Genomic DNA, 23,644 nt, shown 5'->3' with positions numbered 1-23,644 from the left:
ATCCCGGGCCGCTCAGCCGGTGACGAGCACCGGTTCCAGCAGCGGGGCCAGCAGATCGACCTGCCACGCGCGGGCCCCGCCCGCGGCCAGCGCGCCGCGGAGGTCGCCGCCGGCGGGCGGCGCCCAGCACAGCCGGCGCAGCAGATCGGGTTGCAGCAGGTTCTCCACCGGCACGCCGTGCTCCTCGGAGACGGCGGCCAGTGCGGCGCGCGCGGCGGTGAGCCGGGCGGCGGCGTCCGGATCGCGGTCGGCCCACCGGGACACCGGCGGCGGCCCGTCCGAGGGCGCCGATCCGCGGGGCAGCTCCGACTCGGGCAGCTCGGCGGCGCGGCGCAGCGCGTCGAACCAGTAGCGGGCGAGCCGGCGCTGCGAGCGGCCGCGGAACACCGGCAGCTCGGCGAGCGCCTGCGGCGACTCCGGGTTCCGGACGGCCGCGTCGACGATCGCGGCGTCCGGCAGCACCCGGCCGGGGGCGATGTCCCGCTCGGCGGCCAGGGAGTCCCTGGCGTGCCACAGCTCGCGGGCCGCGGCCAGCGGACGCGGCCGGCGCACCTTGTGGATCCCGGAGGTCCGCCGCCAGGGCTCGGCGCGCGGACCCGGCGGCGGCGCGGTGCGCACCGCCTCGAACTCCTGCCGCGCCCACTCGGTCTTGCCCTGCTCCTCGAGGAGCCCGGCGAGCACGTCGCGCAATTCGATCAGGACCTCGACGTCGAGCGCGGCGTAGACCAGCCAGTCCTCCGGGAGCGGACGGCGCGACCAGTCGGCCGCCCCGTGCCCCTTCTCCAGGGACAGCCCGAGCAGGTTCTCGACCATCGGGCCGAGACCCACCCGGGGGAGGCCGGCGAGCCGTCCGGCCAGCTCGGTGTCGAACAGGGACGCGGGGAGCAGGTCGATCTCGGCGAGACAGGGGAGGTCCTGGGACGCCGCGTGCAACACCCATTCCGGACCGTCGAGCGCGGCGGCGAGGGGAGCGAGTGCGCCGCGCAGCGGGATGGGATCGACGAGTGCGGTCCCGGCGCCCGCCCGCCGCAGCTGCACCAGGTAGGCGCGCTGCGAGTAACGGAAACCGGACGCGCGCTCGGCGTCCACCGCGATCGGGCCGGTGCCCCCGGCGAACCGGTCGGCCACCTCGGCGAGAGCGTCCGGGCACGCCGTCACCTCGGGCAGGCCGTCGGCCGGCCGGAGCAGGGGAACCGGATCGGGTGAACCATCCGGGGACGGACGACCGGGCGACCGGACCTCCGCACCGCCTGTCGTCCGCGTCCCCTGGTTCAGCGAATGACCCCCGCACGCATCGCCAGCGCCACCATCTGAGCCCGGTCACCGGTGCCGAGCTTGCGCCCGATCCGGGACAGGTGGCTCTTCACGGTGAGCGCGGAGAGGTTGAGCGCCTCGCCGATCTCCTTGTTGGACTGCCCGTCCGCGACGAGCTGGAGCACCTCGACCTCGCGGGCCGACAGCTCCCGCGGGGTGTTGTCGGTGCCCGGCACCCGGGAACCGGTCGCCAGCAGCGGGGCGACCGTCGGGTCGGCGTAGACGCCGCCGTCGAGCACCCGCTTCACGCCGTCGGTCACGACCGACGGCGATGCGGACTTCAGCAGGTACGCCTGCGCTCCGGCCTGGAACGCCGAGCGGACCGCGTACGGGTCGTCCGAGGACGCCAGCACCACGAGCCGGTTCCAGCCGAGCGACCGCAGCTCGCTCACCAGGTCCAGACCGCTGCCGTCCGGCAGGGTCAGGTCCAGGATCGCGAGATCGCACGGCCCTGCCGCGTGGGCGCGGGCCCGTGCCTCGGTGACCGAGGCGGCCTCGTGCACGGTGCCGGCCCCCATCGAGCGGAGCCTGCCGGCGATCGCCTCCCGCAGCAGCGGGTGGTCGTCCACGACGAGAACCGTGAACAGCTCCTCCCGTGGCTGCGGGACGATCCCCGGCGAGAGCACGGCTCCACCGATCGGAGCGCCACCTGCGGTGGTGCTGCCGGAGCTCTGCGCCGGCACTTGCTGGCCAAGTACAGCCACGTCGTCAACCTTCCTGGAGTCGGTCGTCAGCCCCCGACCAACACCGGAACCCGAGGGACGGAGAGTGGCGCTCGGCCGCCCGGGTGGGTGCCATGCGGGAGATGGTATCCCTCCATGCGGCCTAACGTCGCGTGTGCATTCGAACTTCTGCCCCGGAAAGTTACATGGATGTGGGTGCGCTCCCACTCCGACGGGTGACATTTCTCGTCAACGCGCCGCTGACCTGCATCTATCAGCCGGGTGACCGACTCAACGGTACGGCGCCCACCGGCGGCAGTCCGGCCGCGGTGGCCACCAGGGAACCGAACGCGACGGCGTGTCGGGACAGGTCGGCGTCGCTCTCCGTAGGCGTCCAGGAGGCCCGCAGCTCGACGTCGTCCTCCCGCGGAGGGTCGTCGCCGGCCCCCTGGAGCCCCCCGAAACGGACCGACGAGGTCTGCGTGACGGTGCCGCCGAGTGCGGTGAACTCCGCGCCGGAGTGCTCGAGCGCGTCGGTCAACCAGGACCAGCCGATGCTCGGCAGCATGTCGTCGCCGAGCTGCCCGATCTCCAGCCGGGCCTGGACGAAGCAGACCAACCGGAAGGTGCCCTGCCAGCGGTCCTGGCCGTCCGGGTCGTGCAGCAGGATCAGCCGGCCGGAGGTGTCCGGCTCGTCGAGGTCGTCGGTGCCGTCGCCGCGGTGGCCGATGTCGGCCTCGACGCTCGTCGCCCAGCTGAACGGGGCGAGCCGGGGCGGCGCCTCGAGCGCGCGCACCACGAGCTCCGGGCGCGGCGCCACCGAGGCGAGTGAGGTGACCGCATGGTGGAACAGCGGTGGTGGGGAGATCGCGTCCGGCACGGCGGGAGACTCTAGGGCGAACCGCCCGTCGTCGCAGGCAGGCGCGCCGGGGTGGGCGGCAGGTCGGCGCCGGGGACGTGGGAGGATGGCGGGGTCATGACAGCAGGTACCGCAGGCACCGTTCCCGCCCCCTCGACCGCCGCCGCCCGGCGGGACCTGGCCGGGTCCCCGTTCCTGGACGCCGTGCGCGGCCGCAGGCCGTCCCGGCTGCCCGTCTGGTTCATGCGCCAGGCCGGGCGCTCGCTGCCCGAGTACCGGGCGCTGCGGGCCGGCAACGGGATGCTCGAGGCCTGCCTGACCCCGGACCTGACCTGCGAGATCACCCTGCAGCCGGTGCGCAGGCACGGCGTCGACGCGGCGATCCTGTTCTCCGACATCGTGGTGCCGCTCTACCTGGCCGGGATCGGGGTCGACATCGTCCCGGGTACCGGCCCAGTGGTCGACTCTCCGGTGCGCACCGCCGCCGACGTCGAGGCCCTGCCGGAGCTGGCCCCCGAGCAGGTGGCCCGGGTGGCCGACGCCATCGCGCTGCTGCTCCCCGAGCTGGGGGAGACGCCGCTGATCGGTTTCGCCGGCGCCCCGTTCACCCTCGCGTCCTATCTCATCGAGGGCGGTCCCAGCCGCAACCACGAGCGGACCAAGGCGCTGATGCGCTCGCAGCCGCAGGTGTGGCACGCGCTGATGGCCAAGCTGTCCCGGTCGACCGGCACCTTCCTGCAGCAGCAGGCGGCGGCCGGGGTCGACGCCCTGCAGCTGTTCGACTCGTGGGCGGGCGCGCTGTCCGAGCGGGACTACCGCGAGTTCGTCCTGCCGTACTCGGCGGCGGTGCTCGGCGCGCTCGCCGGGACCGGCCTGCCGCGGATCCACTTCGGGGTCGGCACCGCCGAGCTGTACGGCGCGATGACCGAGGCCGGCGCGGATGTGATCGGGGTCGACTGGCGCACCCCGCTGGACGTCGCCGCCCGCCGCGCCGGCGGCGCCGTGCCGGTGCAGGGCAATCTCGACCCGGCGGTGCTGTTCGCCGGGCAGGAGGCGATCGACGCCGACGTCGCCCGGATCGCCGCGGAGGGTGCCCGCTGCCCGGGCCACGTGTTCAACCTCGGGCACGGCGTCCTCCCGCAGACCGATCCGGACGTCGTCACCCGCACGATCGAGACCGTCCACGCCCAGCCGACCGGGTGAGCCGGTGACCCGGGTCGCCGTCGTCGGCGGCGGGATCTCCGGGCTGGCCGCGGCGCACCGGCTGCGGACGCTGCTCGGCCCGGACGCCGCGATCACCGTGCTCGAACAGCGGGACCGGCTCGGCGGGGTGCTGCGCACGGTCGACCTGGCCGGTGCACCCTTCGACGTCGGCGCCGAGGCGTTCCTGGTGCGCCGCCCGGAGATGCTCGACCTGCTCGGTGAGCTCGGCCTGTCCGGCTCGCTCACCCACCCCACACCGGCGACGGCCACGATCCGGGCCGGCGGGCGGACCGTGCGGCTGCCGCGCGGGACCCTGATGGGCGTCCCCGGCCGCGCCGCCGAGCTCTCCGGGGTGCTGTCGGCGGCCGGACTGGCCGGGGTGGCCGCCGAACCGTCGATGCCGCTGCACTGGGCGCCCGGGGACGACGTCGCGCTCGGCGGGCTGCTGCGGGAGCGGTTCGGGCCCGAGGTGGTCGAGCGGATCGCCGATCCGCTGCTCGGCGGGGTGTACGCGGGGCGGGTGGACACGCTCGGACTGCGGGCGACCGTCCCGGCGCTGGCCGCGGCGCTGGACGCGGGCGCGTCGTCGGTGACCGACGCCGCCACGGCCGGCATGACCTCCGGCGGGCAGCAGCCGGGCGGGACGCTCGCCGCCGGACCGGGCCCGGCGCCGGCCGGACCGGTCTTCGGTGCGGTGCGCGGCGGCTACCGGGAGGTGGTCGCCGCGCTGGTCGCGGCGTCCGCGGCGACCGTCCGCACCGCGACGGCGGTGCGCGCCCTGGAACGACGCCCCGCGGGCTGGCGGCTGGTGCTCGGCCCGGTCCCGGCGCCCGAGGTGCTGGACGTCGACGCGGTCGTCCTCGCCGTCCCGGCGCCCGCCCTGCGCAGGCTCCTCGAGCCGGTCCTGCCGGCCGCGGCCGCCGCGGCCGCCCGGATCGGCCTGGCGTCGTCGGCCGTGGTTGCGCTCGCCTACCGGCGGTCCGACCTGCACCCGCCCGCGACCAGCGGCTGCCTGGTCGCCGCCGACGAGCCGCTGTCGATCAAGGGGGTGACCCACGCGTCGACGAAGTGGGCGCATCTCGGCGAGGACGGCCTGGTCCGGCTGCGGGCCTCGCTCGGCCGGTTCGGCGAGGAGGCCACCCTGCAGGTCGACGACGCCGAGCTGGTCGCCCGGGTCCGCGCCGACCTGCGCGAGCTCGACGGGATCGACGCCGACCCGGTGGCGGTGCACGTGCAGCGCTGGGGCGGCGGGCTGCCGCAGTACGGCGTCGGGCACGGCGGCACGGTCGCCGCGCTCGAGTCGGCGGTCGCCGCCGAGCCCGGGCTGGCCGTCGCCGGGGCGATGCTGCACGGGGTCGGCGTGCCCGCCTGCGTCGGCACCGCGCGGGCCGCCGCCGGGCGGATCACCGACCGGGTGGTGAGGGCGCCCTGACCACCCGGCGTAGCATGCGCTGCATGGCCCGCGTCGACGTCAAAGCGATCAACGACACCATCCGGTACACCATGTGGTCGGTGTTCCGGGTCGAGCCCGGCCGGCTCGGCGACGAGCGGTCCGAGGCGGCGCGGCAGGCGACCGAGTACCTCGAGTCGCTGGCGAACAAGGACGTCGCGGTGCGCGGCGTGTACGACCTCGCGGGTGTCCGGCACGACGCCGACTACATGATCTGGTGGCACGCCGCCGAGATCGAGTCGCTGCAGGCAGCCTACGCCGACCTGCGCCGCACCACCGCGCTCGGCCGAGCCTCGGTCCCGGTCTGGAGCCAGACCGCGCTGCACCGCCCGGCGGAGTTCAACAAGAGCCACGTCCCGGCTTTCATGGCCGGCGAGGACCCGAAGCGCTACGTCTGTGTCTACCCGTTCGTCCGCTCCTACGAGTGGTACCTGCTGCCCGACGCCGAGCGCCGCACGATGCTCGCCGACCACGGCAAGGAGGCCCGCGACTACGCCGACGTCCGGGCCAACACGGTGCCGGCGTTCGCGCTGGGCGACTACGAGTGGATCCTCGCCTTCGAGGCCGACGAGCTGTACCGGATCGTCGACCTCATGCGGCACCTGCGCGGCACCGAGGCCCGTCGGCACGTCCGGGAGGAGATCCCGTTCTACACCGGCCCGCGGGTCGAGGTCGGCGACCTGGTCGCGTCGCTGCCCTGATCCGGGGCTACTCGCCCGGCTCCAGGGTCAGCGACACCGAGTTGATGCAGTACCGCAGGTCGGTCGGGGTGCCGTAGCCCTCGCCGGCGAACACGTGCCCGAGGTGGCTGTGGCAGTTCGCGCACAGCACCTCGGTGCGCGTCATGCCCATGCTGGAGTCGGTGCGCTCGATGACGGCCTCACCGGCCAGCGGGGTGAAGAACGACGGCCACCCGCAGTGCGACTCGAACTTCGTCTCGCTGCGGAACAGCTCCGCCCCGCACGCCCGGCAGCGGTACACGCCGGTCCGCTTCTCGTCGGTGTACTCGCCGGTGAACGGCCGCTCGGTCCCGGCCTCGCGGAGCACGTGGTACTCGGCCGGGCTCAGCTGGGCCCGCCACTCCTCGTCGGACTTGACGACCTTCGGTGCGGGCTCCGTCCCGGAGCCGGTGTTGCTGCTGAACAGACCCATGCACCCACGCTAACCCTTCTCCGGGCGCGCTGCCTCAGAGCCAGGTGGAGACCACGAAGACCACCGCGTTCGCGATCACCCAGGCCGCGAACAGCAGCAGCACCGTGGTGACCGCGACGGCCACGGTGCGATGCGGTCCGCGTACCCGGTTCGCCGCGTCGGCGAAGTCCCCGACCCCGCGGATGTAGCCCTCCACCGAGCAGGACGGCACCCGCTGCATCCGGTCCAGGTGGGCGGCGAACGCGCGCGCCTCCGGATCGTCCGGATCGAGGTCGGCGAGGTCGTCGTCGAACCGGGGGGACCGGTCGTCGTTCATGGCACCACGATAGTCGTCGCGGTAGGTTCCCCCGCGTGGCGAGCCGAGACGTGGTGATCCTGCAGGTCGACGGGCCGGACGGGACCCGGGACGTCCGGCTGACCAGCCCGGGCAAGGTCACCTTCCCGAAGCTCGGGATCACCAAGCGGGAGGTGGTCGAGTACTACCTGGCCGTCGGCGGGCCGATGACCCGTGCGCTGCGCGACCGTCCGACCAACCTCAAACGCTTCAACGACGGCGTCGACGGCGATCCGTTCTTCGTCAAGCGGGTGCCGAAGGGCGCCCCGGACTGGGTGCGGACCTGCACCGTGACGTTCCCGAGCGGCCGGACCGCCGAGTCGGTCGCGATCACCGAGCCGGCGACGATCGCGTGGGCGGCGAACCTCAACACCCTCGACTTCCACCCCTGGCCGGTCCGCTGCCGGGACACCGACCGGCCCGACGAGCTGCGGATCGACCTCGACCCGCAGCCGGGGACCGGTTTCGCCGACGCCGTCGCCGTCGCCGGGGTGCTGCGCGAGGTGCTCGACGAGGCGGGCCTCACCGGGTGGCCGAAGACGTCCGGCGGGCGCGGCCTGCACGTGTTCGCCCCGATCCGGCCGGAGTGGGACTTCATCGAGGTGCGCCGCGCGGTGATCGCGATCGCCCGCCGGGTCTGCCGGCGCATCCCGGAGCGGGCCACCGTCGACTGGTGGAAGGAGGAACGCGGCGAGCGGGTGTTCCTCGACTTCAACCAGGCCGCGCGGGACCGGACGATCGCCTCGGCCTGGTCGGTGCGCGGGCTGCCGGACGCGACCGTCTCCATGCCGCTGACCTGGGACGCGCTCGCCGACGTCGATCCGGCCGAGTTCACCCTGCGCACCGTCCCCGGGATCCTGGAACGGCACGGCGACCCGCACGCGGCGATGGACGATCATCGCGGGGACTGCGGGACCGCGCTCTGCTGGTACGCCGAGGACGAGAGCGAGCGCGGGCTGGGGGAGATGCCCTACCCGCCGGAGTACCCGAAGATGCCCGGCGAGCCGATGCGGGTGCAGCCGTCCCGGGCGAAGCGTCCGGCCGGCGACGACCCCCCGGCGTGAGGGCCCCGGAAGCGTGAGCTCCTGACCGGTCCGGCTCCGGTCCGGGTCCGCGTCCGGCTGTGGCCGGCGGACGACCGGTGCCGCCGTGGCGTGCCCCGGGGCCCTGTCGTGCACGCCGACCCGCGCCGGGCGGGTGCTCGTTTCCGGTGCCCGGAAGAAGCGCCGCCCCGGCCGGTCCGGCCGGAAACAGCGGCCCGCGGGTGTCCGTTCCCCCGCCGGATCGTCCCGGGGCGGCCGGGGCCGTGCGCCCCCGCCCGGCCGCGGGGTCGATCCGTCCGAGGGGACCGACGGAAAGGAACGACACATGCTGAGCCACATCCGGCGGCACTGGATCCGGTGGAGCATCGGCGGGGTCCTGCTCGCCGTCCTCGCGGTGACCGCCGTCCCGTACGTCTACACCACTTACGTCGCCGAGGCCGCCCCGGCCGGGCTGGCCACCGAGCGCCTGCAGCCGGCCACCGACGGGCCCGAGGCCCCGCTCGACGGCAGCTGGCGCGCCGCGGACGGATCCGAGGCCGAGTACCGGATCGACGAGATCCTGTTCGGCCAGGAGGTCACCGCGGTCGGCCGGACCGGCGAGGTCGACGGGGAGATCGAGATCGAGGGCACCGCGGTGCGGACCGGCCGGGTCGAGGTGGACATGGCCTCGGTCGCCACCGACAACCCGCGCCGGGACCGCCAGTTCCGGGACAACCTGATGGACGTGACGGGCAACCCGACGGCCACGTTCGCGCTGACCGGGCCGGTGGAGCTGCCCGGCAGTCCCGCCGTCGGGTCCGAGTTCACCGTCCCGGCGCGCGGCGAGCTGACGCTGCGCGGGGTGACCAGGCCGGTCACCGTCGATCTGACCGTCGGCCGGGGGGCCTCCGAGGTCACCGTCTCCGGCGAGGTCCCGGTCGCGCTGGCCGACCACGGGATCCCCCGCCCGTCGGTCGGCGGGATCTCGGTCGCCGACCGGGCCATCGTGGGGTTCGCCCTGCGGTTCGAACCCGCCTGAACGGCACAGGACCGTCGAGATGCGGCTCAGCGCTCCGTGGAGATCGACAATTCGCGCTGAGCCGCATCTCGACGAGTGGCTGTCCGGGCCGTCCGTGCCGGGTCAGCGGAGTGTCAGGAGGTCGGCGTCGACCGCTGAGTCGGATCCGCCGAGCGTCGTGTCGTAGGCGAGCAGCCCGTTGATCTCGATCTCGGCGTGCACCGTGTCCCCCTCGGACAGGGCGAGGACGTCTCCGCGCAGCGCGAGCGTGGTCGGATGGTCGAACGACGCGGCCGGCACCGGTCCGGCAGAGAGCAGTACGAGTTCGGTTCCGGTGTTCGCATCGGCCTGACGCACGGTCCCGTGGACGACGATCCGTTCCCCGGCGTGCGAGTCGGGATCGCGGACGATCGCGTTCCACTCCGCGACGGTGACCTCTCGTGGCGCCTCCGGTGCGACGACGAGTGCGCCCTTCCCGCCGGGAGCGACCGACCAGTCGGACGAGCCGATGATCATCGCCAGGAAGGCGACGCCACTCAGCACCAGCGCCACGACGGCGGTGCCCCGTCCGGCGCTCCGACCGGACTGTGCCCGGCGCAGCGCCACCGCGGCGAGGACGGTCGCGATCAACCACACCGACACCGTGAACGGGCCGAACCCCAGCACCGGGCCGATCAGGACCGCGCAGCCGGAGAGCCCCAGCGCCCACGTCGCGAGCCTCGTCCTGCGCCGCGGCACCCCAGGTTCGTACGGCGACCGTCCACGGCGCAACGGCGGCGGGTACGACGGCGACGGTGGACGCTGACGGCTGGGCACATCCGGTTGTCGGAGATGTCCACGGGCATGTTGCGCCAGGTGGCCGATCCTCATCAGTTCTGACTATCCGCAGGTCGGAGCCCGCCGAGCAGGTAACGACTCCGGGTCGCCCACCGGACATGCCCGGCGTGAACATCATCCCGCCCCCGCCGGAAGGCGACGAGTACGTACCGCAGGCGAACCGGCCGGCCGGAGCACGGCGGGAGCGCCCGCTGTGGCAGTGGGTGGCGGCGAGCAGCGCTGTCACCGCCGTCCTCGTCGCCGCGCTCGTGGTCGCCGTGATGTCGGCGGTCGGGAGCGGTGGGACGGCAACCGCATCATCCGACACCCGGACGTCTCCCACGCCGGCGCCGATACGGACGACGACCCGCACGACACCTCCGCCGACCACGACCGTCGCTCCGCCGCCGCCCGCGCCGGCCCGCGAGATCTCGTCCCGGGACTGGCAGAAGATCGCCCGGGAACCGGGCTCCCATTTCGGCGAGAGCATCGTCGTGCACGGACACATCACCCAGTTCGACTCCGGCACGGGGCTGGACACTTTCCGCGCCAACGTCGACGGGGTCCGGCAGGGTCAGTGGTACGACTATCAGACCAACACGCTGCTCACCGGAGGACGGGGCGCGGTCGCGGATCTGGTCCAGGGCGACCTGTTCCGTGCCGAGGTGGTCGTCGGGCAGGCGTACACCTACACCAACACGATGGGCGGCTCGACGACCGTGCCGACCCTCGCGATCACCAGCGTGACCCGGACGGGCTCCGCGGACTGACACCCGGCGGGTACTGCGGCGGCGAGCCGGATGCGTGCGCGCGCGGTGGCAGAATCACCGCTCGTGTACGCGTTCCTGGACGACGGCCCCTACGCCGGTGAGCTCGTGCGCATCGACCCGGAGCCCTCGGGCCGCCCGCCTCGGACGATCGAGCTGACCGACCCGGGCGGCGAGCCGGCCGATTACGACCTGATCGGCCCGCACCACGACCCGGACCGGTGGATCTACCGGCGGGCGCGCTGAGCGTCAGCCCTGTCCCCCGGCCCGCTTGCGGCGCTTCCCCTCGTGCATGGCCTGCACCCGGGGGACCGGGATGGCCCGGCCCTCGTCGAGCAGGACCTCGGGCAGCAGCGCGGGCGCCGGGCGCAGCGTCCGCCAGGGGTCGGTGTCGCCGAGCAGCCCGGCGGCGGTGCGCAGCGTGACGTCGGTGGGGGAGAGGCCGTCGAGGGCGTCCCAGGGCACCGGGAAGGAGACCGGGAGACCGGGCCGGGCGCGCGGGCTGTAGACGGCGACCAGGGTCGCCCAGCCGGCACGGGTCGGGTCCAGGAACACCCGGCCGCCGCGGTCGTCCCGGATGAAGGCGGTCGTCGCGACGTCCGGCCCGCGGGCCTCCGCCCGGGCACACAGCGCGCGGGTCGCGGCGAACGCGTCGTCGACGCCGAGCGGTGCCGACAGCGGCACGACCAGGTGCAGTCCCTTCGCCCCGCTGGTCTTGACGACGGCGTCGAGCCCGAGCTCGTGCAGCGCCGCCCGGACCAGCCGGGCGGCGGCGACGACCGCGGCGAACGCGCCGTCCGGCGGCGGATCGAGGTCGATCACGAGCTCGTCGGCGCCGGTCGCGCCGGTGCGCAGCAGGGTCGGGTGGAACTCGATCGCCCGCTGGTTGCCGAACCACAGCAGGGTCCGGCGGTCGGCGCACACCGGGTAGTGCACGGTGCGCTGCGAGCTCTCCGCCCACACCGGCAGCGTCGGGATCCAGTCCGGCGCCCCGCGCGGGAGGTTCTTCTGCATGAACGGCCGCTGCCCGGGCCGGGCCCGGACCACCGACAGCGGGCGGTCGGCGAGCGCGGGCAGCATCCGGTCCGCGACCGCGTCGAGATGGTCGAGCAGCTCCCGCTTGGTGACTCCGGCGCCGTCGAACACCGGATCGTCCAGGCTGGTCAGCTCGACCCCGTCGCGGACCTCCTGCACCTGCCGGCGGGCCATCGCGGGATCCTCCCTCAGCCGATGAAGCCGCGCTCGGCGAGCCAGTCCCTGGCGACCTCGCGGGCGTCCCGCCCGTCGGCCGAGACCTGGCCGTTGAGCTCCTGGACGGTGCGCTGGTCCAGCGCCGCGGCGATCGGCGCGAACACCTCGGCCACCTGGGGCGCGCGGTCGAACACGTCCTGGCGGATCGTGGGGACCGCGCTGTAGGTGATGTGGTAGCCGCGGTCGTCCTCCAGCACGGTGAGCCCGAGGCCGGGGATGCGGCCGTCGGTGGCGGCGACCTCGCCGAACAGGCACACCCCGTCGGCGGTCGACTGGAAGATCAGGCCCTGCTCCAGGACGGAGATCCGCTCCCGGGGGACTTCGACGTCGTAGGCCTGCTGCAGGCCGCGCAGCCCGTCGGCCCGGGAGTGGTACTCGGTCTCCACACAGACCGTGCCGGGCTGGCCGGACCGGATGTAGGCCGCCATGTCGCTGATCGTGCGCAGGCCGAGCCGGGTGGCCTCGGCGCCGTCGACGACGAACGCGTAGGTGTTGTCGAAACCGGCCCGGTCCAGCCAGACCACACCGTTCTCCGCCAGGTCGCGGGTGCGCAGCTCGCGCAGCACCTCGTCGTCGGGCAGCTTGCGGGTCTCCTGCAGGAACGACGCCCACGCCGTGCCGGTGTACTCCCAGTACAGCGAGATGTCGCCGGAGAGCAGCGCCTGCCGGGTCACGTCGGAACCGCCGACGTTGCAGCGGTCGGTCACGGTCGCGCCGACCGACTCCAGCGCGGCGACGGAGATCTGGCAGAGCACGATCTGCTCGTCGAAGTTCTTCGAGCCGACGACGTAGGTCTGACCGGTCAGGTCGACGGCCTCGGCGAGCGAGCCGGAGGCCGCCCGCGGACCGCTGCCGGCCAGTCCCGCGCATCCGCCCGCCACGAGGGCGACGACGGACAGCATCGCGCCGAGCATCGCGGCCCGCCGGGGGGATCGGTCCGGATGCATCCTCACGCGGCGTCGTCCCAGGTCGCAGGTATGTTGCGGGTCAGCCGATCACGGAACGCCCCGCCGTGCAACACCGCCGCGCCACCGGTTCCGGCACCGGCCGGACGCAAACCCGGCGAACAGGACGCGGCCCCGCACACCACCCGCGGACGGGGTTGTGCGGGGCCGCGTTCGAACCGGTGGACCGGTCAGCCGGTGAAGCCCTCCTCGGTCAGCCAGGTGCGTGCCACCTCGCGGGCGTCACGACCCTCGGACGAAACCTCGCCGTTGAGCCGCAGCATGGTCTCGTAGTCCAGCGCGGTCGAGATCGGCGCCATCACCTGACGGATCGCCTCGTTCTGGGTGTAGGTCTCCTCGCGGACGATCGGCGCCGCGTTGTAGGTGACGTGGTACCGCTCGTTGTCCTCGAGCACGGTCAGGCCGAGGCCCGGGATCCGGCCGTCGGTGGTGAACACCAGGCCGAAGGTGCAGTCGCCGTTCTGGGTGGCCTGGTAGATGGCGCCGGTGGCGAGCACCTGCAGCCGGTCGGCGGGCACCTGGAAGTCGTAGGCCTGCTGCAGCCCGCGCAGACCGTCGTCACGCGAGTTGTACTCGGTCTCGACGCACACCGTGCCGGGCTTGCCCTCCCGGATGTAGGCGGCCATGTCGGAGAGCGTGACCAGGTTCTCCTCGCGGGCCCGGTCGCCGTTGACGGCGAAGGCGTAGGTGTTGTTGAAGTCCGCCTTGTCCAGCCAGACGAGCTGGTTCTCCTGCAGGTCGCGCTCGGCGACCAGGCGGTAGAGCTCGTTGTCGTCGGGGATGCGCTCGGTCTCCTGGAAGAACGACGCCCACGCGGTGCCGGTGTAGTCCCAGTAGATGTTGATGTCACCGGAGAGCAGTGCCTGCCGCGCGACGTCGGTGCCGCCGAGGTTGCAGCGCGGGGTGACGTTGCCGCCGACCGACTCCAGGGCGGCGACCGTGATCTCGCAGAGCACCAGCTGCTCGTCGAAGTTCTTGCCGCCGACGATGTAGTCGACGCCCTCGAGGTTGCCGGCCTCGGCGAGCGAGCCGCCGGAGGCCGAGGGGCCGCTGGCGTCGAGGCCGCCACAGCCGGCGAGCGCCACCGCGGTGACGGCCGCCATGGCCGTCCACGCGATGCGCCGGGATCGTCGTCCGAATCTCAAGGTGTCCTCCAGGAAGTGCGGTACTGCGAACGGCACGGAACGTCGGGGGAGATCAGGGTGGCTCAGCCGGCGGAGCGGCCGACCAGGTACTCGGCCAGTCCGGCCAGCCAGTCGACGATCAGGGCGAGCGCGGCCACGATCGCGGCCGCGATCAGGGTCCCGGTGGGCCGGCCGAGCTCGAGCATGCCCTTGATCGGCTCGCCGAGACCGCCGGCGCCGATGAAGGTGGCCAGCGCCGCGGTGCCGACGTTGAGCACCAGCGCGACCCGGACACCGGCCACCATCACCGGCGTGGCCAGCGGCAGCTCGACCCGGAGCAGGGTCTGCCGGGCGGACATCCCGATCCCGCGGGCCGCCTCGATCAGCGCCCGGTCGACCTGCTGCAGCCCGACGACGGTGTTGGTCAGCACCGGCAGCAGCGCCGCCAGCGCGAGCGCGACGACGGCGGTGGTCAGGCCGAGCCCGAGCGGGGAGAACGCGAGCAGCACGATCACACCGAAGGCGGGCAGCGCCTGCATGAAGCCGGTGAAGGCGAGCACCGGCCGCTGGATCCGGCGGGCGGCCGGGCGGCTGATCGCGATCCCGGCCGGGATCGCGATCACGATCACGACCAGGGTGGACAGCCCGGTGAGGACCAGGTGCTCCCAGAGCCGGGTGCCCAGCGCCTGCGGGTTGATCACCGAGCGCTCGACCTCGTCGAGGCCGGTCGCCGCCGCGTAGCCGAAGACCAGGGCCAGGCCGAACACCGCGATCAGCGGGTTGACGATCAGCGTCTTGTCGAGCCTGCGGCGTTCCCGGCGGGGGACGTCCTCCCCCTCGACGGAGCCGGTGGCGACCTCGGGGGCCGGGGCGCTCACGACGCCGCCTTCGTCTTGAGGCCCTCGACGAGGTCGCGCCACCAGAGCGCGCCCTGCAGCTTCTGCTGGTCGTCGACGACGGCGACCAGCTCGGTCTGCGAGTCCAGCATCACGTCGACGGCGTCGTAGACGGTGCCCGAGTGCGGCACCGTGACCAGCTGCGGGAGCACCTCGGTGCCGGGGAGGTAGGCCCAGCGGACCGGGCGGCCCTCGGCGTCGGCCTCGTAGGTAGGGGAGCCGTTGCGCTCGGCGGTCCCGTCGAGCCCGACGGTCTGCAGCTCCAGCCGGGACAGCTCGAGCAGCGACAGCCGGCGCACGGCGGCGCCCGATCCGACGAACTCGGCGACGAACTCGTTGGCCGGGTGGGTGAGGATCATGTCCGGGGTGTCGTACTGCTGGAGCGTCCCGCCGGGGCCGAAGACGGCGATCCGGTCGCCCAGCTTGACCGCCTCGGTGAGGTCGTGGGTGACGAAGCAGATCGTCTTGGCGATCTGCTGCTGCAGCTCGAGGAACTCGTCCTGGATGCGCTCGCGGGTGATCGGGTCGATCGCGCCGAAGGGTTCGTCCATCAGCATCACCGACGGATCGGCGGCGAGGCCGCGGGCGACCCCGACCCGCTGCTGCTGACCGCCGGAGAGCTGGCGCGGGTACCGGTCCCGGTAGTCCTTGGGCTCCATGCCGACCAGGTGCAGCAGCTCGTCGACCCGGGCCGAGATGCGGTTCTTGTCCCAGCCGAGGATCCGCGGCACGACGGCGATGTTGTCGCCGATGGTGAAGTGCGGGAACAGGCCGACCTGCTGGATGACGTAGCCGATCCGGCGGCGCAGCTCGTCGGCGTTGACCTCGGTGACGTCGTCGCCGTCGAGCATGATCCGGCCGGTGGAGGGTTCGATCAGCCGGTTCATCATCTTGAGCGTGGTCGTCTTGCCGCAGCCGGACGGGCCGATGAACATCGAGATGGTGCCCTCGGGCACCTCCAGGTTGAGCTCCTGGACCGCGGGTGCGGTGGCCTTCGGGTAGGTCTTGCTGATGCCTTCGAGGGCGATCATGGTTTTGCCGGAATCAGACACGGATCCCCCTCGGGGTGGTGAAGCGCTGCACGAACCAGAACACGAGCTCGTAGACGGCAGCCACGACGAGGCAGCCGAGCGTGGCCGCCAGAACCTGGTTGAACGAGTTGACCGATCCGAGCCGCTGCAGGCCCAGCAGGAGCGACGAGCCGAAGCCCGGGCCGTTGATGGCCCCCGCGACGACGGCGATGCCGATGATGATGAGCACGGCCACCCGGATCCCGGACAGGATCACCGGCCAGGCCAGCGGGAGCTGGATGGTCAGCATCCGGCGGACCGGGCCCATCCCCATCCCGCGGGCGGACTCGAGCACCGCGTCGTCGACCGAGGAGAGGCCGGCGACCACGTTGCGCAGGATCGGGTAGGTCGCGTAGATCGTCAGCGCGACCAGCGACGGCGTCGCGCCCAGGCCCAGGATCGGCTGCAGCATGCCGAACAGGGCCAGCGACGGAATGGTGAGTGCCGCCGAGCTGGCGATCAGCAATCCCTCCCGGGTGCCCATCCGCACCGGCTTGCTCCACGAGTCCGGGGTGAGCCGGTTCGTGTGCAGCAGGGTCCCGGCCGCGAGCGAGATGAGGGCGGCGATTCCGACTGCAATGCCGACCAGCAGAAAGTGCTGCTGGCCGTAGAACACCAACTGGTTCAGCTGTGTCGCGACATAGGTGAAGAAATCCACCGTGCTCCTTCCGCCCGGATCCCGTGCCCGCCGAGCGGCTCAGGCTGATCGGTCCTTCTGCGCCACTCGGCGACTGGTGCCACCGGCGTTACACCCTCCCGAACGACGTGCCGGCCTTCGGCCGCGCGCCCCCCGGCGATCCGGTACGACCTGCGGTGACCCTGTCGCCGAACGGAGCCTAGCGGGACGGGCACGGCCGGGGTAAGTCGAACGGTCCGTTCCGTGACGGCGTGGTGGCGGTTTGGAAAAACGATTCCCCGAACGGTTTCTGCAGGTCGCGCCGCGCGCGGCGGTGGCTCGCGCAACCGGCGCGGAAACAGCTGGATACGGAATCGTGACCTTCGGTGTCGGTTCGGTCGCACCGGTGGTGACTCCGTGTACACCGTCGGCCGCAAGCGGTTACGGCGGACAGACGACGGGCTCGGCCGGTGCCCGCCCGTCGACGAGTGCCCGATCGACCGCGGCGGTCACGCACGGGGTGCGCCCGTAGGCGCCGGTCCCGGCACCCTGCCAACGGACCACCCGGCCGTCGCCGAGCTGCTCGGCGGTGCGTTCGGCGCCGCTCTGCGCGGTCCGCGGGTCGTGCGCGGTCCCGAGCACCAGCACCGGCGGCGGCGCGCCGCCCTGCGGCGCGGACGGCGGCACCGGTCCGCCGGAGGGCCACGGCCCGCAGGACACCAGCTGCTGCGCCGCGGCGCTGCCGAACAGCGGGAAGCGCTCCGACCAGTCCCCGGCCAGGTCGGCCGCCTCGCCGGGGGTGACCCGGACCCGGCTGTCGTTGCACCGGGTCGCCAGCGCCGCGTCGAACCGGCCCTGCGGCCCGCCCAGCGGCGCCAGCAGCCGGACCAGCCCGGCCGCGTCGCCGCCGTCCGCGGCGGCCAGTGCGGCCTGCAGCTCCGGCCAGCGCGCCGGCTGGGCCAGCACCGACCGGACGGCCCGGACGGTGGCCCCGGCGGTGACCGCGTCGCCGTCGCCCACCGGGAGCGCGGTGCGCCCCAGCCGGTCCAGCAGCCCGGTCACGGTGGCCCGCGGGTCCGGCCCGAGCGGGCAGTCCGGGCCCGCCGCACAGGCGGTGGCGAAGGCGTCGAACGCGGCCTCGGCGGCGGCGGTGGCCGCCTCGGTGCGCGCCGGGTCGTCGAGGGTGGGATCGCCGGGGCCGTCCAGTACGACCCGGCCGACCGCGCCGGGATGCCGGGCGACCCAGCCGGCGGCCGCGTCCGCGCCGTCGCCGATGCCGAGCAGGTTCAGCCGGGCCGGGCCGAGCGCGCTGCGTAGCGACTCCAGGTCGTCGGCGGTGGAGGTGGCCCGGTAACTGGTCAGCGTGCCGGACAGCAGCAGGTAGCAGTCCTGCACGATCGACCGGGACCGGTCGAGCAACGCCGACATCGCAGGCTCGTCCCAGCGGTCCGGTGCGGCGTCGAGCAGCGCGGCACGGGCGTCGATCGGCGCGCAGTCCAGCAGGTCCTCGCCCGCGCCGCGGCGGTCCATGCCGACCACCTGGTAGGTCGCCAGTACCTCGGCGGGCATCCGGGCGGCGACCGCCGCGGCGGCCCGCGCCGAGCCGTCGGTCCCGGTGTCGCCGAGCACCACGAGTGCGGGCAGGTCGGCCGGCGCGCCCGGCGTGGTGACCCTGGTCAGGCCGAGCCGGGCCGGGCCCAGATCGGGCCGGCTCCGATCGGCGGGCACGGTGAGCCGGCCGCAGCCGACCGCCAGCTCCCGGTCCGGCGGCACCGGCGTCCCGGCGGCGGCGAGGCCGGCCAGCACGTCGGCGGTGCAGTCGGTGAACGCCGGTCCGCCGCGGACCTCCTCGATCTCGGGCAGCGCCTCCGGATCGGCCGCGGGCCCGGCGGCGGTGGGCGGGGGAGCGGCGGGCAGCAGCTCGCCGCGCACCGCGACCGGTGGCCGCTGCGACGGCCCGACCGCGCAGCCGGCGAGCAGCGCCCCGCACAGCGTCAGGACCAGCAGCACCACCGGCACCCCGACGGGGGTGCCTCCGCACCGCTGCCGCACCGTGATCCCCCGCTCGTCGTCCCGCCGGTGCACCAGTGTGCCCGCGGCCCGGTGAGGACCGGGTGAGACCGGCGGATCAGCGCGCGGTCCAGCCGCCGTCCTGGGTGAGCGAGCCACCGGTGATCGACGCCGAGGCCGGGCCCCACAGCACGGCGGCCAGCTCGGCGGTCTCGGCGGGCTCGATCAGCCGCTTCACCGCGACCGGGGTGAGCATGATCTTCTCGATCACCTCGTCCTCGGAGATGCCGTGGGTGCGGGCCTGGTCGGTGATCTGCGCCTCGACCAGCGGGGTCCGCACGTAGGCCGGGTTGATGCAGTTGCTGGTGACGCCGTGCTCGGCGCCCTCCAGGGCGGTCACCTTGGACAGCCCCTCCAGGCCGTGCTTGGCCGACACGTAGGCCGACTTGTACGGCGAGGCGCGCAGCCCGTGCGCGCTGGAGATGTTCACGACCCGGCCCCAGCCCCGGGCGTACATGTGCGGCAGCGACCGGCGGATCAGCCGGAACGGCGACTCGAGCATCAGCCGCAGGATCGCCGAGAAGATCTCCGGATCGAACTCCTCGAGCCGGGAGACGTGCTGGCGGCCGGCGTTGTTGACCAGCACGTCGGCGTCGGCGGGGAGCTCCTCGACCGCGTCGAGATCGGACAGGTCGCAGGTCAGCGGCGTGATCAGGGGGGTGTCGGCGGCCAGTGCGGCGATCCGGTCCGGATCGCGGTCCACCGCGTACACCGATGCGCCGTCGGCCACCAGCCTGCGGGCCACGGCGGCCCCGATCCCGCTCCCGGCGCCGGTGACGAGAGCCTTCTTGCCGTCCAGCAGAGCACCCATGCCGCCGACCGTACGGCGCCCGGCGCGCCGGTCCGCCATGAGGCGGATCACACTGGTGCGACGGGGTGTCTCAAGCGACCCGCGGGCCCCGGTCCCGGGGGCCGGAGTCCAGCTCGAGGCGGACCGCCACCGGCAGGTCCGGGAAGCCGAGCGAGTCGCGCACCTGCGGGAGCACCTCGCTGTCGAGCCGGCGGCAGATCTCGGCGACGCCGGTGTCGGCGACGTCCTCCTCCACCCACACGGTGGCCCGCACCGCGGGCGCCGACGCCCGGCCGACCATCCGGGCGCGGGCCCGGGTGACGCCGGGCAGCGCGGCGGCGCCCTCGGCGAGCGCGTCCGCGGCGGCGGCCGAGTCGATCCGGATCTCGGAGCCGGATCCGGCGTCCAGCACCAGGTCGGGCCGCGGCTCCGGGCGCAGCCCGCGGGCCGCCCAGAGCAGGCCGAGCACGAACAGCACGATCCCGGCGACGATCGCGGCCACCCGGGCCGCCGTACCGTGCGCGACGAGGAACTCGCTGATCAGCGGATCGAGCAACGGGCGCTGCGGGCGGTTCTGCCCGAACACGCCGGTCACCAGCAGCACGGTGAGCACGCCGGCGGCCAGCAGCACGACGCCGAGCAGGGTCAGCCCCCAGCGGGCGCCGCCGGCCGAGCGGTACTGCGCCCGCCGGGCCGCCCTGGCCGCCCGGCGCGGGTCGGCGGGGGCGACGGTGCGGCCGCCGGCCGAGGGCTGCGGGCCACCGGAGTGGGGGCGATCGGCGTCGGTTCCGCCGTCGTCGGTGCCGCCGGCCGGGGCGGCCGGGGTGGTGTCGGTCGTCATCAGTGCACTCCCGAGCGGGTCGAGCCCGGCGTCTCGGCGGTGGCGCGCACCGTGAGCCGGGGACGGCGGGTGAGCGGCAGCGCGTCGAGCACGCCGGAGGCGGCGGTGCGGGCCTCGTCGCGCAGCGCGCCGGTCTCGCCGCGCCCGCGGGCCCGGACGACGACCGAGCGGGCCGACGCGGTGACCGAGGCGGCGGTGACCGGGTCCAGTGCGCGGACCCGGCTGCCGACCAGGCGGGCCAGCACCCGCGGCGCGGTCGCGACGGTCAGGCCCGGCGACGGCGAGTCGAGCGCGACGTCGTGCCGGCGGGCCAGCAGCCCGATGACCAGCAGCAGCACGCCGGCGACGATCGCGGCGACCGCGATCCACAGCACCGGCTGCGCGGTCCAGAGGGTGTTCTCGGCGGTGCCGCGCCAGTCCCGCCACGGGACGAGCAGGCCGGAGCCGGTCCCGGGGCTCACCCAGGCCGCCACGACCTCGGTGACGACCAGCGCGCCGAGCCCGGCGAGCGCCAGGCTGACCAGGGGCGCGAGCACGCGGAGCAGGACACGCACGGTGTGCCACCTGCCTTTCTGGGTCGGGGAGGGCGGGTCAGCGGACCCGGGTGGTCTCGGGCCCGGCGGCCCGGTCGGCCTGCAGCGCGTCCACCTCGACGGTGAACCCGCGCAGCCGGCGTCCGGTCATCCGGCGCAGGTCGGCGGCGACCCGCTCGCGCACCTCGGCGACGGCCGCCCGGACCGGGCCGGGGTAGACCAGCGTCAGCCGCAGCCGGACGTCGATCTCCTCGGCGGAGCGGGTGGTGATCCGGGCGCTCGGCCCGGACTCGCCCATCCCCAGCCCGGCCACGGTGCGGGCGCGGTGCCGGGTCGCCGGTGCGGTGTCGGCGGCGTACTCGACGATCTTCTTGAGGACCGCCGGGTCGATGTCGAGCGAGCCGCGGTCGTCCGGCTCGGGCAGCTCGGTCACGGTGCGGTCACCGGTCGCGGCCGCGGCCGAACACGCCGCTGATGTCGAGCTCACCGTCGAGCACGCGCCCGGCCAGCAGGCCGATGACGCCGAGCACGAGGGTGATGACGAAGGCCAGGAATCCGGCGGTGGAGCCGGCGACGCCGAGCAGGAGACCTGCCAGCAGGCCGGTCTGGGTGGCGTTCATGTCGTTTCCTCCGAGACGGGCACCCGTGCCGTGTGACCGGCGCCGGTGCCGGGGATCAGGGCTCGCTTCGGTCGGTCCGGCCGGGCCGGTCGACCCGGGGATGTGTGCGGCGGCGCACGGTGCGGATCAGCGCGACCAGCACCCGGGTCGGCAGCGGCAGGTCGGGGACGATCTCGATCGGCGCGTCGTAGCGCCGGTCGTCGTACCGGTCGTGGGACCGGGCCCCGGCGCCCGCGTCCGGGTCGTGCCCGGCGGCCAGCGCCCGGTACCGGGCCAGGCCGGCCCGGAACACCTCGGGATCGCCGCCGCGGTCGGGATGGTGGGTGCGGACGAACGACCGGTACGCCGCGCGCTGCTCGGGCGTGAGCCCGGCCCGGCCGTCCCGAGCGTCCATCCGTACCTCCGTGCCGCGGGTCATCGGGCGCCTGCCGGGTCTCCGGCGCCGCCGGCACCGGGGCCGATCGGGCCCAGCGGGACGACGTCGGACACCGTGACGTCGACCGGCGTCGCACCGACCAGCGGTGTGACGGTCCGGCGCAGTGCCGCGACGGTATCCGGGATCGGCCGGTCGAGGTGCAGCACCACGCCGATCTCCACCGGCTCGCCCGGTCCGCCGACGTGCACCCCGACCAGTCGCCGGCCCGGCAGCCAGGTCGCGACGGCGCCGAAGATCCCGCCGTCCAGCCGGACGACCGAGGGATGCGCGGCGACCGCCTCGGCGACCAGCTCGGCCAGCGCGGCCGGCTCCGGGTCGGCAGCGGGCCCGGCCGCACCGGCGGCCGGGGCCGGACGGCCGGTGACCACGGCCGCGGGAGAGTCGGGGGACTCGGGCACCGTCGTCACTCCACGACGCGGCCGGTCGGCGCGGGCGCGCGGTCGGCGGGGGCGTCGGCGTCGTCGTCACCGGCGAGGTGGATGTCGTTCACCGAGATGTTGACCTCGATGACCTCCAGCCCGGTCATCCGCTCGACGGCGCCGATCACGTTGCGGCGGACCGCCTTCGACAGCTCGGAGATGGCGACGCCGTACTCCACGACGAGATCGAGGTCGACCGCCGCCTGCTTCTCGCCGACCTCGACGGCGACCCCGGCGACGTTCGACGCGCCGGTGGCGCTGCCGCCCGGGATGCGCTCGCGCAGGGCGCCGAACGCGCGGGACGCGCCGCTGCCCATCGAGTGCACGCCGGAGACCTCGCGGGCGGCGATCCCGGCGATCTTCTGCACGACCGACGCGGCGATCGAGGTCTTGCCCTGGGTGGTGTCGTCGCCGATCTTCGCCGGGCTCGCGCCGGAGGTGGTGGCGGGGCTGCTGGAGGTCATCGTGGTGCTCCTCTCGCGGCGGCCCCGGGCGTGGCCCGGGCCGCCGACTCGTCCTGCGGTCCCTCGTGTGATGCCCAACGCGCGACGGCCCTCACGGGACTTCACTCGTTCGGCGGACGTGTGGCCCTCCGGTAGTGCAGCAGCAGGGTCCCGTCGGGCGCGGCGAGCTGCCCGACCGGCTCCATCCGGCGCAGCGGGACGGCGTCCGGGCCGCCGGCGATCCGGCCGGCCGGGCCGCCGGCGAGCACCGGCACCAGGGTGAGCCGCAGCTCGTCGATCGCGTCCGCGGCGACCAGCGCGCCGAGCAGCGTGGGGCCGCCCTCGCACAGCACCTCGCGCAGGCCGCGCCTGCCCAGCTCGGCCAGCAGCGTGCCGGGCGCGAGATCGGCCAGCGCGACGACGTCGGCACCGGCCGCCGCCAGCGCGGCCCGCCGGGCCGCGGGCGCGGCCGCGGTGGTGAGCACGATCGGCGCCGTGCGGGTGTCGGTGAACAGCGGTGCCGCCGGATCGAGCGCGGCCGACCCGGTGACCACGGCGACCGGCGGGGGTGGCCCGGGATCGGCGCCGTCCGGGCCGGGCCGGCGCGGACGCACGCCCCGGTAGTTCTCGTCCCGTGCGGTGCCCGCGCCGACCAGCACGACGTCGGCGGCCCGGCGCACCGAGCGGAACAGCTCGCGATCGGCCGGGGTGCTCAGCCCCTGCGAACCGCGCCCGCCCGCGGCGACCGCGCCGTCCAGCGAGGTGACCATGATCGCGGTGACCCGTTGGCCGTTCCGGTGTCGCTGCACGTCGTGAGCATGCCGGGTGCCCGCGGCGTGATCAGGACGTGGCCCACGGGGTGTTCTGTCGTAGGTCAGGCTCACTTATGGTGAGCGGAGCCGCGCCAGACGGGTGCGCACCGCAACCACGCGCAGGGAGACCGCAGCCAGGTGAACGCGATCCGCGTCCGATC

Annotated in this window: 29 protein-coding genes; 7 read left to right on the top strand and 22 right to left on the bottom strand. The window is 74.5% G+C overall.

Annotation, left to right across the window (positions count from 1 at the left end; all coding sequences use genetic code 11):
* Positions 1 to 12 precede the first annotated feature (12 nt).
* The 3 genes from ABZ881_RS04420 to ABZ881_RS04410 form a co-directional block, all read right to left on the bottom strand.
* On the bottom strand, positions 13 to 1,158 hold the full coding sequence (locus tag ABZ881_RS04420; RefSeq protein WP_358481748.1) for a ribonuclease D: 1,146 nt from the start codon (positions 1,156 to 1,158) through the stop codon (positions 13 to 15).
* Positions 1,159 to 1,271: 113 nt separating this feature from the next.
* Positions 1,272 to 1,925, bottom strand: a complete 654-nt coding sequence (locus tag ABZ881_RS04415) for a response regulator transcription factor (protein ID WP_033199956.1) — start codon at positions 1,923 to 1,925, stop codon at positions 1,272 to 1,274.
* A gap of 325 nt (positions 1,926 to 2,250) precedes the next feature.
* Complete coding sequence (locus ABZ881_RS04410; protein WP_344019033.1) at positions 2,251 to 2,856, bottom strand: DUF3000 domain-containing protein; 606 nt, start codon at positions 2,854 to 2,856, stop codon at positions 2,251 to 2,253.
* A 96-nt stretch (positions 2,857 to 2,952) separates the two neighbouring features.
* Here ABZ881_RS04410 and hemE point away from each other — a divergent pair, with 96 nt between their 5' ends.
* The 3 genes from hemE to hemQ are packed head-to-tail and all read left to right on the top strand — an operon-like array spanning position 2,953 to position 6,189.
* Positions 2,953 to 4,038, top strand: a complete 1,086-nt coding sequence (gene hemE / locus ABZ881_RS04405; RefSeq protein ID WP_358481747.1) for a uroporphyrinogen decarboxylase — start codon at positions 2,953 to 2,955, stop codon at positions 4,036 to 4,038.
* A 4-nt stretch (positions 4,039 to 4,042) separates the two neighbouring features.
* Positions 4,043 to 5,470 carry a protoporphyrinogen oxidase gene (gene hemG, locus ABZ881_RS04400; RefSeq protein ID WP_358481745.1) on the top strand — a complete coding sequence of 476 codons (1,428 nt, stop codon included), beginning with the start codon at positions 4,043 to 4,045 and terminating at the stop codon, positions 5,468 to 5,470.
* Between the two features lie 23 nt (positions 5,471 to 5,493).
* Complete coding sequence (hemQ, locus tag ABZ881_RS04395; protein ID WP_358481743.1) at positions 5,494 to 6,189, top strand: hydrogen peroxide-dependent heme synthase; 696 nt, start codon at positions 5,494 to 5,496, stop codon at positions 6,187 to 6,189.
* A gap of 7 nt (positions 6,190 to 6,196) precedes the next feature.
* On the opposite strand, the gene msrB is transcribed toward hemQ, so the two are convergent.
* Together msrB and ABZ881_RS04385 are read right to left on the bottom strand one after the other, a co-directional pair.
* A complete protein-coding gene (msrB, locus tag ABZ881_RS04390) occupies positions 6,197 to 6,640 on the bottom strand; it encodes a peptide-methionine (R)-S-oxide reductase MsrB (RefSeq protein WP_344019040.1) in 444 nt (147 codons plus the stop codon).
* A 34-nt stretch (positions 6,641 to 6,674) separates the two neighbouring features.
* Positions 6,675 to 6,956: a hypothetical protein gene (locus tag ABZ881_RS04385; protein WP_358481742.1), complete on the bottom strand. Its 282-nt coding sequence runs from the start codon at positions 6,954 to 6,956 to the stop codon at positions 6,675 to 6,677.
* A 35-nt stretch (positions 6,957 to 6,991) separates the two neighbouring features.
* Here ABZ881_RS04385 and ligD point away from each other — a divergent pair, with 35 nt between their 5' ends.
* Both ligD and ABZ881_RS04375 read left to right on the top strand, forming a co-directional pair.
* On the top strand, positions 6,992 to 8,038 hold the full coding sequence (gene ligD, locus ABZ881_RS04380) for a non-homologous end-joining DNA ligase (protein WP_358481740.1): 1,047 nt from the start codon (positions 6,992 to 6,994) through the stop codon (positions 8,036 to 8,038).
* Between the two features lie 304 nt (positions 8,039 to 8,342).
* Positions 8,343 to 9,035, top strand: a complete 693-nt coding sequence (locus ABZ881_RS04375) for a YceI family protein (RefSeq protein ID WP_358481738.1) — start codon at positions 8,343 to 8,345, stop codon at positions 9,033 to 9,035.
* A gap of 102 nt (positions 9,036 to 9,137) precedes the next feature.
* Here ABZ881_RS04375 and ABZ881_RS04370 read toward each other — a convergent pair whose 3' ends face one another.
* Positions 9,138 to 9,752, bottom strand: coding sequence for a hypothetical protein (locus ABZ881_RS04370; RefSeq protein WP_358481737.1), 615 nt, complete (start codon positions 9,750 to 9,752; stop codon positions 9,138 to 9,140).
* Between the two features lie 56 nt (positions 9,753 to 9,808).
* Here ABZ881_RS04370 and ABZ881_RS04365 point away from each other — a divergent pair, with 56 nt between their 5' ends.
* Complete coding sequence (locus ABZ881_RS04365; RefSeq protein WP_358481736.1) at positions 9,809 to 10,600, top strand: hypothetical protein; 792 nt, start codon at positions 9,809 to 9,811, stop codon at positions 10,598 to 10,600.
* A 63-nt stretch (positions 10,601 to 10,663) separates the two neighbouring features.
* Positions 10,664 to 10,843, top strand: a complete 180-nt coding sequence (locus ABZ881_RS04360) for a hypothetical protein (protein WP_344019076.1) — start codon at positions 10,664 to 10,666, stop codon at positions 10,841 to 10,843.
* Between the two features lie 3 nt (positions 10,844 to 10,846).
* On the opposite strand, the gene ABZ881_RS04355 is transcribed toward ABZ881_RS04360, so the two are convergent.
* The 16 genes from ABZ881_RS04355 to ABZ881_RS04280 all read right to left on the bottom strand — a co-directional run bounded on the left by ABZ881_RS04355 (position 10,847) and on the right by ABZ881_RS04280 (position 23,480).
* Entirely contained in the window at positions 10,847 to 11,806 is a 960-nt protein-coding gene (locus tag ABZ881_RS04355; RefSeq protein WP_358481735.1) for an ATP-dependent DNA ligase, read from the bottom strand.
* A gap of 14 nt (positions 11,807 to 11,820) precedes the next feature.
* Positions 11,821 to 12,795 (bottom strand): glycine betaine ABC transporter substrate-binding protein, encoded by a 975-nt coding sequence (locus ABZ881_RS04350; protein ID WP_358482096.1) that lies wholly within the window; start codon positions 12,793 to 12,795, stop codon positions 11,821 to 11,823.
* 188 nt (positions 12,796 to 12,983) lie between these two features.
* The gene (locus tag ABZ881_RS04345) at positions 12,984 to 13,916 is read right to left on the bottom strand and encodes a glycine betaine ABC transporter substrate-binding protein (protein ID WP_358481733.1); all 933 of its coding nucleotides are present in this window, start codon (positions 13,914 to 13,916) and stop codon (positions 12,984 to 12,986) included.
* A 104-nt stretch (positions 13,917 to 14,020) separates the two neighbouring features.
* Positions 14,021 to 14,815, bottom strand: coding sequence for an ABC transporter permease (locus ABZ881_RS04340; RefSeq protein WP_358481732.1), 795 nt, complete (start codon positions 14,813 to 14,815; stop codon positions 14,021 to 14,023).
* Entirely contained in the window at positions 14,812 to 15,864 is a 1,053-nt protein-coding gene (locus ABZ881_RS04335) for an ABC transporter ATP-binding protein (protein ID WP_358481731.1), read from the bottom strand. The genes ABZ881_RS04340 and ABZ881_RS04335 overlap by 4 nt, the downstream gene beginning before the upstream one ends.
* 13 nt (positions 15,865 to 15,877) lie before the next feature.
* Complete coding sequence (locus ABZ881_RS04330) at positions 15,878 to 16,561, bottom strand: ABC transporter permease (RefSeq protein ID WP_358481730.1); 684 nt, start codon at positions 16,559 to 16,561, stop codon at positions 15,878 to 15,880.
* A 399-nt stretch (positions 16,562 to 16,960) separates the two neighbouring features.
* Positions 16,961 to 18,529: an alpha/beta hydrolase gene (locus ABZ881_RS04325; RefSeq protein ID WP_358481729.1), complete on the bottom strand. Its 1,569-nt coding sequence runs from the start codon at positions 18,527 to 18,529 to the stop codon at positions 16,961 to 16,963.
* A 118-nt stretch (positions 18,530 to 18,647) separates the two neighbouring features.
* Positions 18,648 to 19,400 carry an SDR family NAD(P)-dependent oxidoreductase gene (locus ABZ881_RS04320; RefSeq protein ID WP_358481728.1) on the bottom strand — a complete coding sequence of 251 codons (753 nt, stop codon included), beginning with the start codon at positions 19,398 to 19,400 and terminating at the stop codon, positions 18,648 to 18,650.
* Between the two features lie 70 nt (positions 19,401 to 19,470).
* Positions 19,471 to 20,220, bottom strand: coding sequence for an alkaline shock response membrane anchor protein AmaP (locus ABZ881_RS04315; protein ID WP_358481727.1), 750 nt, complete (start codon positions 20,218 to 20,220; stop codon positions 19,471 to 19,473).
* Positions 20,220 to 20,774, bottom strand: a complete 555-nt coding sequence (locus ABZ881_RS04310) for a DUF6286 domain-containing protein (RefSeq protein WP_344019095.1) — start codon at positions 20,772 to 20,774, stop codon at positions 20,220 to 20,222. The genes ABZ881_RS04315 and ABZ881_RS04310 overlap by 1 nt, the downstream gene beginning before the upstream one ends.
* A gap of 37 nt (positions 20,775 to 20,811) precedes the next feature.
* The gene (locus ABZ881_RS04305) at positions 20,812 to 21,186 is read right to left on the bottom strand and encodes an Asp23/Gls24 family envelope stress response protein (protein ID WP_358481725.1); all 375 of its coding nucleotides are present in this window, start codon (positions 21,184 to 21,186) and stop codon (positions 20,812 to 20,814) included.
* A 7-nt stretch (positions 21,187 to 21,193) separates the two neighbouring features.
* Positions 21,194 to 21,373, bottom strand: a complete 180-nt coding sequence (locus ABZ881_RS04300; protein WP_344019100.1) for a hypothetical protein — start codon at positions 21,371 to 21,373, stop codon at positions 21,194 to 21,196.
* Between the two features lie 55 nt (positions 21,374 to 21,428).
* Positions 21,429 to 21,767 carry a hypothetical protein gene (locus ABZ881_RS04295; protein WP_358481723.1) on the bottom strand — a complete coding sequence of 113 codons (339 nt, stop codon included), beginning with the start codon at positions 21,765 to 21,767 and terminating at the stop codon, positions 21,429 to 21,431.
* Positions 21,768 to 21,787: 20 nt separating this feature from the next.
* Positions 21,788 to 22,207: a hypothetical protein gene (locus ABZ881_RS04290; protein WP_358481720.1), complete on the bottom strand. Its 420-nt coding sequence runs from the start codon at positions 22,205 to 22,207 to the stop codon at positions 21,788 to 21,790.
* Between the two features lie 5 nt (positions 22,208 to 22,212).
* Complete coding sequence (locus ABZ881_RS04285; RefSeq protein WP_358481719.1) at positions 22,213 to 22,692, bottom strand: Asp23/Gls24 family envelope stress response protein; 480 nt, start codon at positions 22,690 to 22,692, stop codon at positions 22,213 to 22,215.
* Positions 22,693 to 22,793: 101 nt separating this feature from the next.
* Positions 22,794 to 23,480, bottom strand: a complete 687-nt coding sequence (locus tag ABZ881_RS04280; RefSeq protein WP_358481717.1) for a dihydrofolate reductase family protein — start codon at positions 23,478 to 23,480, stop codon at positions 22,794 to 22,796.
* Between the last annotated feature and the right edge of the window lie 164 nt (positions 23,481 to 23,644).

Origin of the sequence: Pseudonocardia sp. NPDC046786 (genome assembly GCF_040645415.1) — a bacterium.
GTDB lineage: Bacteria > Actinomycetota > Actinomycetes > Mycobacteriales > Pseudonocardiaceae > Pseudonocardia > Pseudonocardia kongjuensis.
This window is presented reverse-complemented; position numbering and strand designations above follow the sequence as displayed.

Excerpts from the sequence above, each read along its gene's own strand:
- hemE (WP_358481747.1), top strand. The coding sequence starts at position 2,953 with ATGACAGCAGGTACCGCAGGCACCGTTCCCGCCCCCTCGACCGCCGCC.
- hemQ (WP_358481743.1), top strand. The coding sequence starts at position 5,494 with ATGGCCCGCGTCGACGTCAAAGCGATCAACGACACCATCCGGTACACC.
- msrB (WP_344019040.1), bottom strand. The coding sequence starts at position 6,640 with ATGGGTCTGTTCAGCAGCAACACCGGCTCCGGGACGGAGCCCGCACCG.
- ABZ881_RS04385 (WP_358481742.1), bottom strand. The coding sequence starts at position 6,956 with ATGAACGACGACCGGTCCCCCCGGTTCGACGACGACCTCGCCGACCTC.
- ABZ881_RS04375 (WP_358481738.1), top strand. The coding sequence starts at position 8,343 with ATGCTGAGCCACATCCGGCGGCACTGGATCCGGTGGAGCATCGGCGGG.
- ABZ881_RS04355 (WP_358481735.1), bottom strand. The coding sequence starts at position 11,806 with ATGGCCCGCCGGCAGGTGCAGGAGGTCCGCGACGGGGTCGAGCTGACC.
- ABZ881_RS04350 (WP_358482096.1), bottom strand. The coding sequence starts at position 12,795 with ATGCATCCGGACCGATCCCCCCGGCGGGCCGCGATGCTCGGCGCGATG.
- ABZ881_RS04345 (WP_358481733.1), bottom strand. The coding sequence starts at position 13,916 with ATGGCGGCCGTCACCGCGGTGGCGCTCGCCGGCTGTGGCGGCCTCGAC.
- ABZ881_RS04335 (WP_358481731.1), bottom strand. The coding sequence starts at position 15,864 with ATGATCGCCCTCGAAGGCATCAGCAAGACCTACCCGAAGGCCACCGCA.
- ABZ881_RS04320 (WP_358481728.1), bottom strand. The coding sequence starts at position 19,400 with ATGGGTGCTCTGCTGGACGGCAAGAAGGCTCTCGTCACCGGCGCCGGG.
- ABZ881_RS04315 (WP_358481727.1), bottom strand. The coding sequence starts at position 20,220 with ATGACGACCGACACCACCCCGGCCGCCCCGGCCGGCGGCACCGACGAC.
- ABZ881_RS04300 (WP_344019100.1), bottom strand. The coding sequence starts at position 21,373 with ATGAACGCCACCCAGACCGGCCTGCTGGCAGGTCTCCTGCTCGGCGTC.
- ABZ881_RS04295 (WP_358481723.1), bottom strand. The coding sequence starts at position 21,767 with ATGGACGCTCGGGACGGCCGGGCCGGGCTCACGCCCGAGCAGCGCGCG.
- ABZ881_RS04285 (WP_358481719.1), bottom strand. The coding sequence starts at position 22,692 with ATGACCTCCAGCAGCCCCGCCACCACCTCCGGCGCGAGCCCGGCGAAG.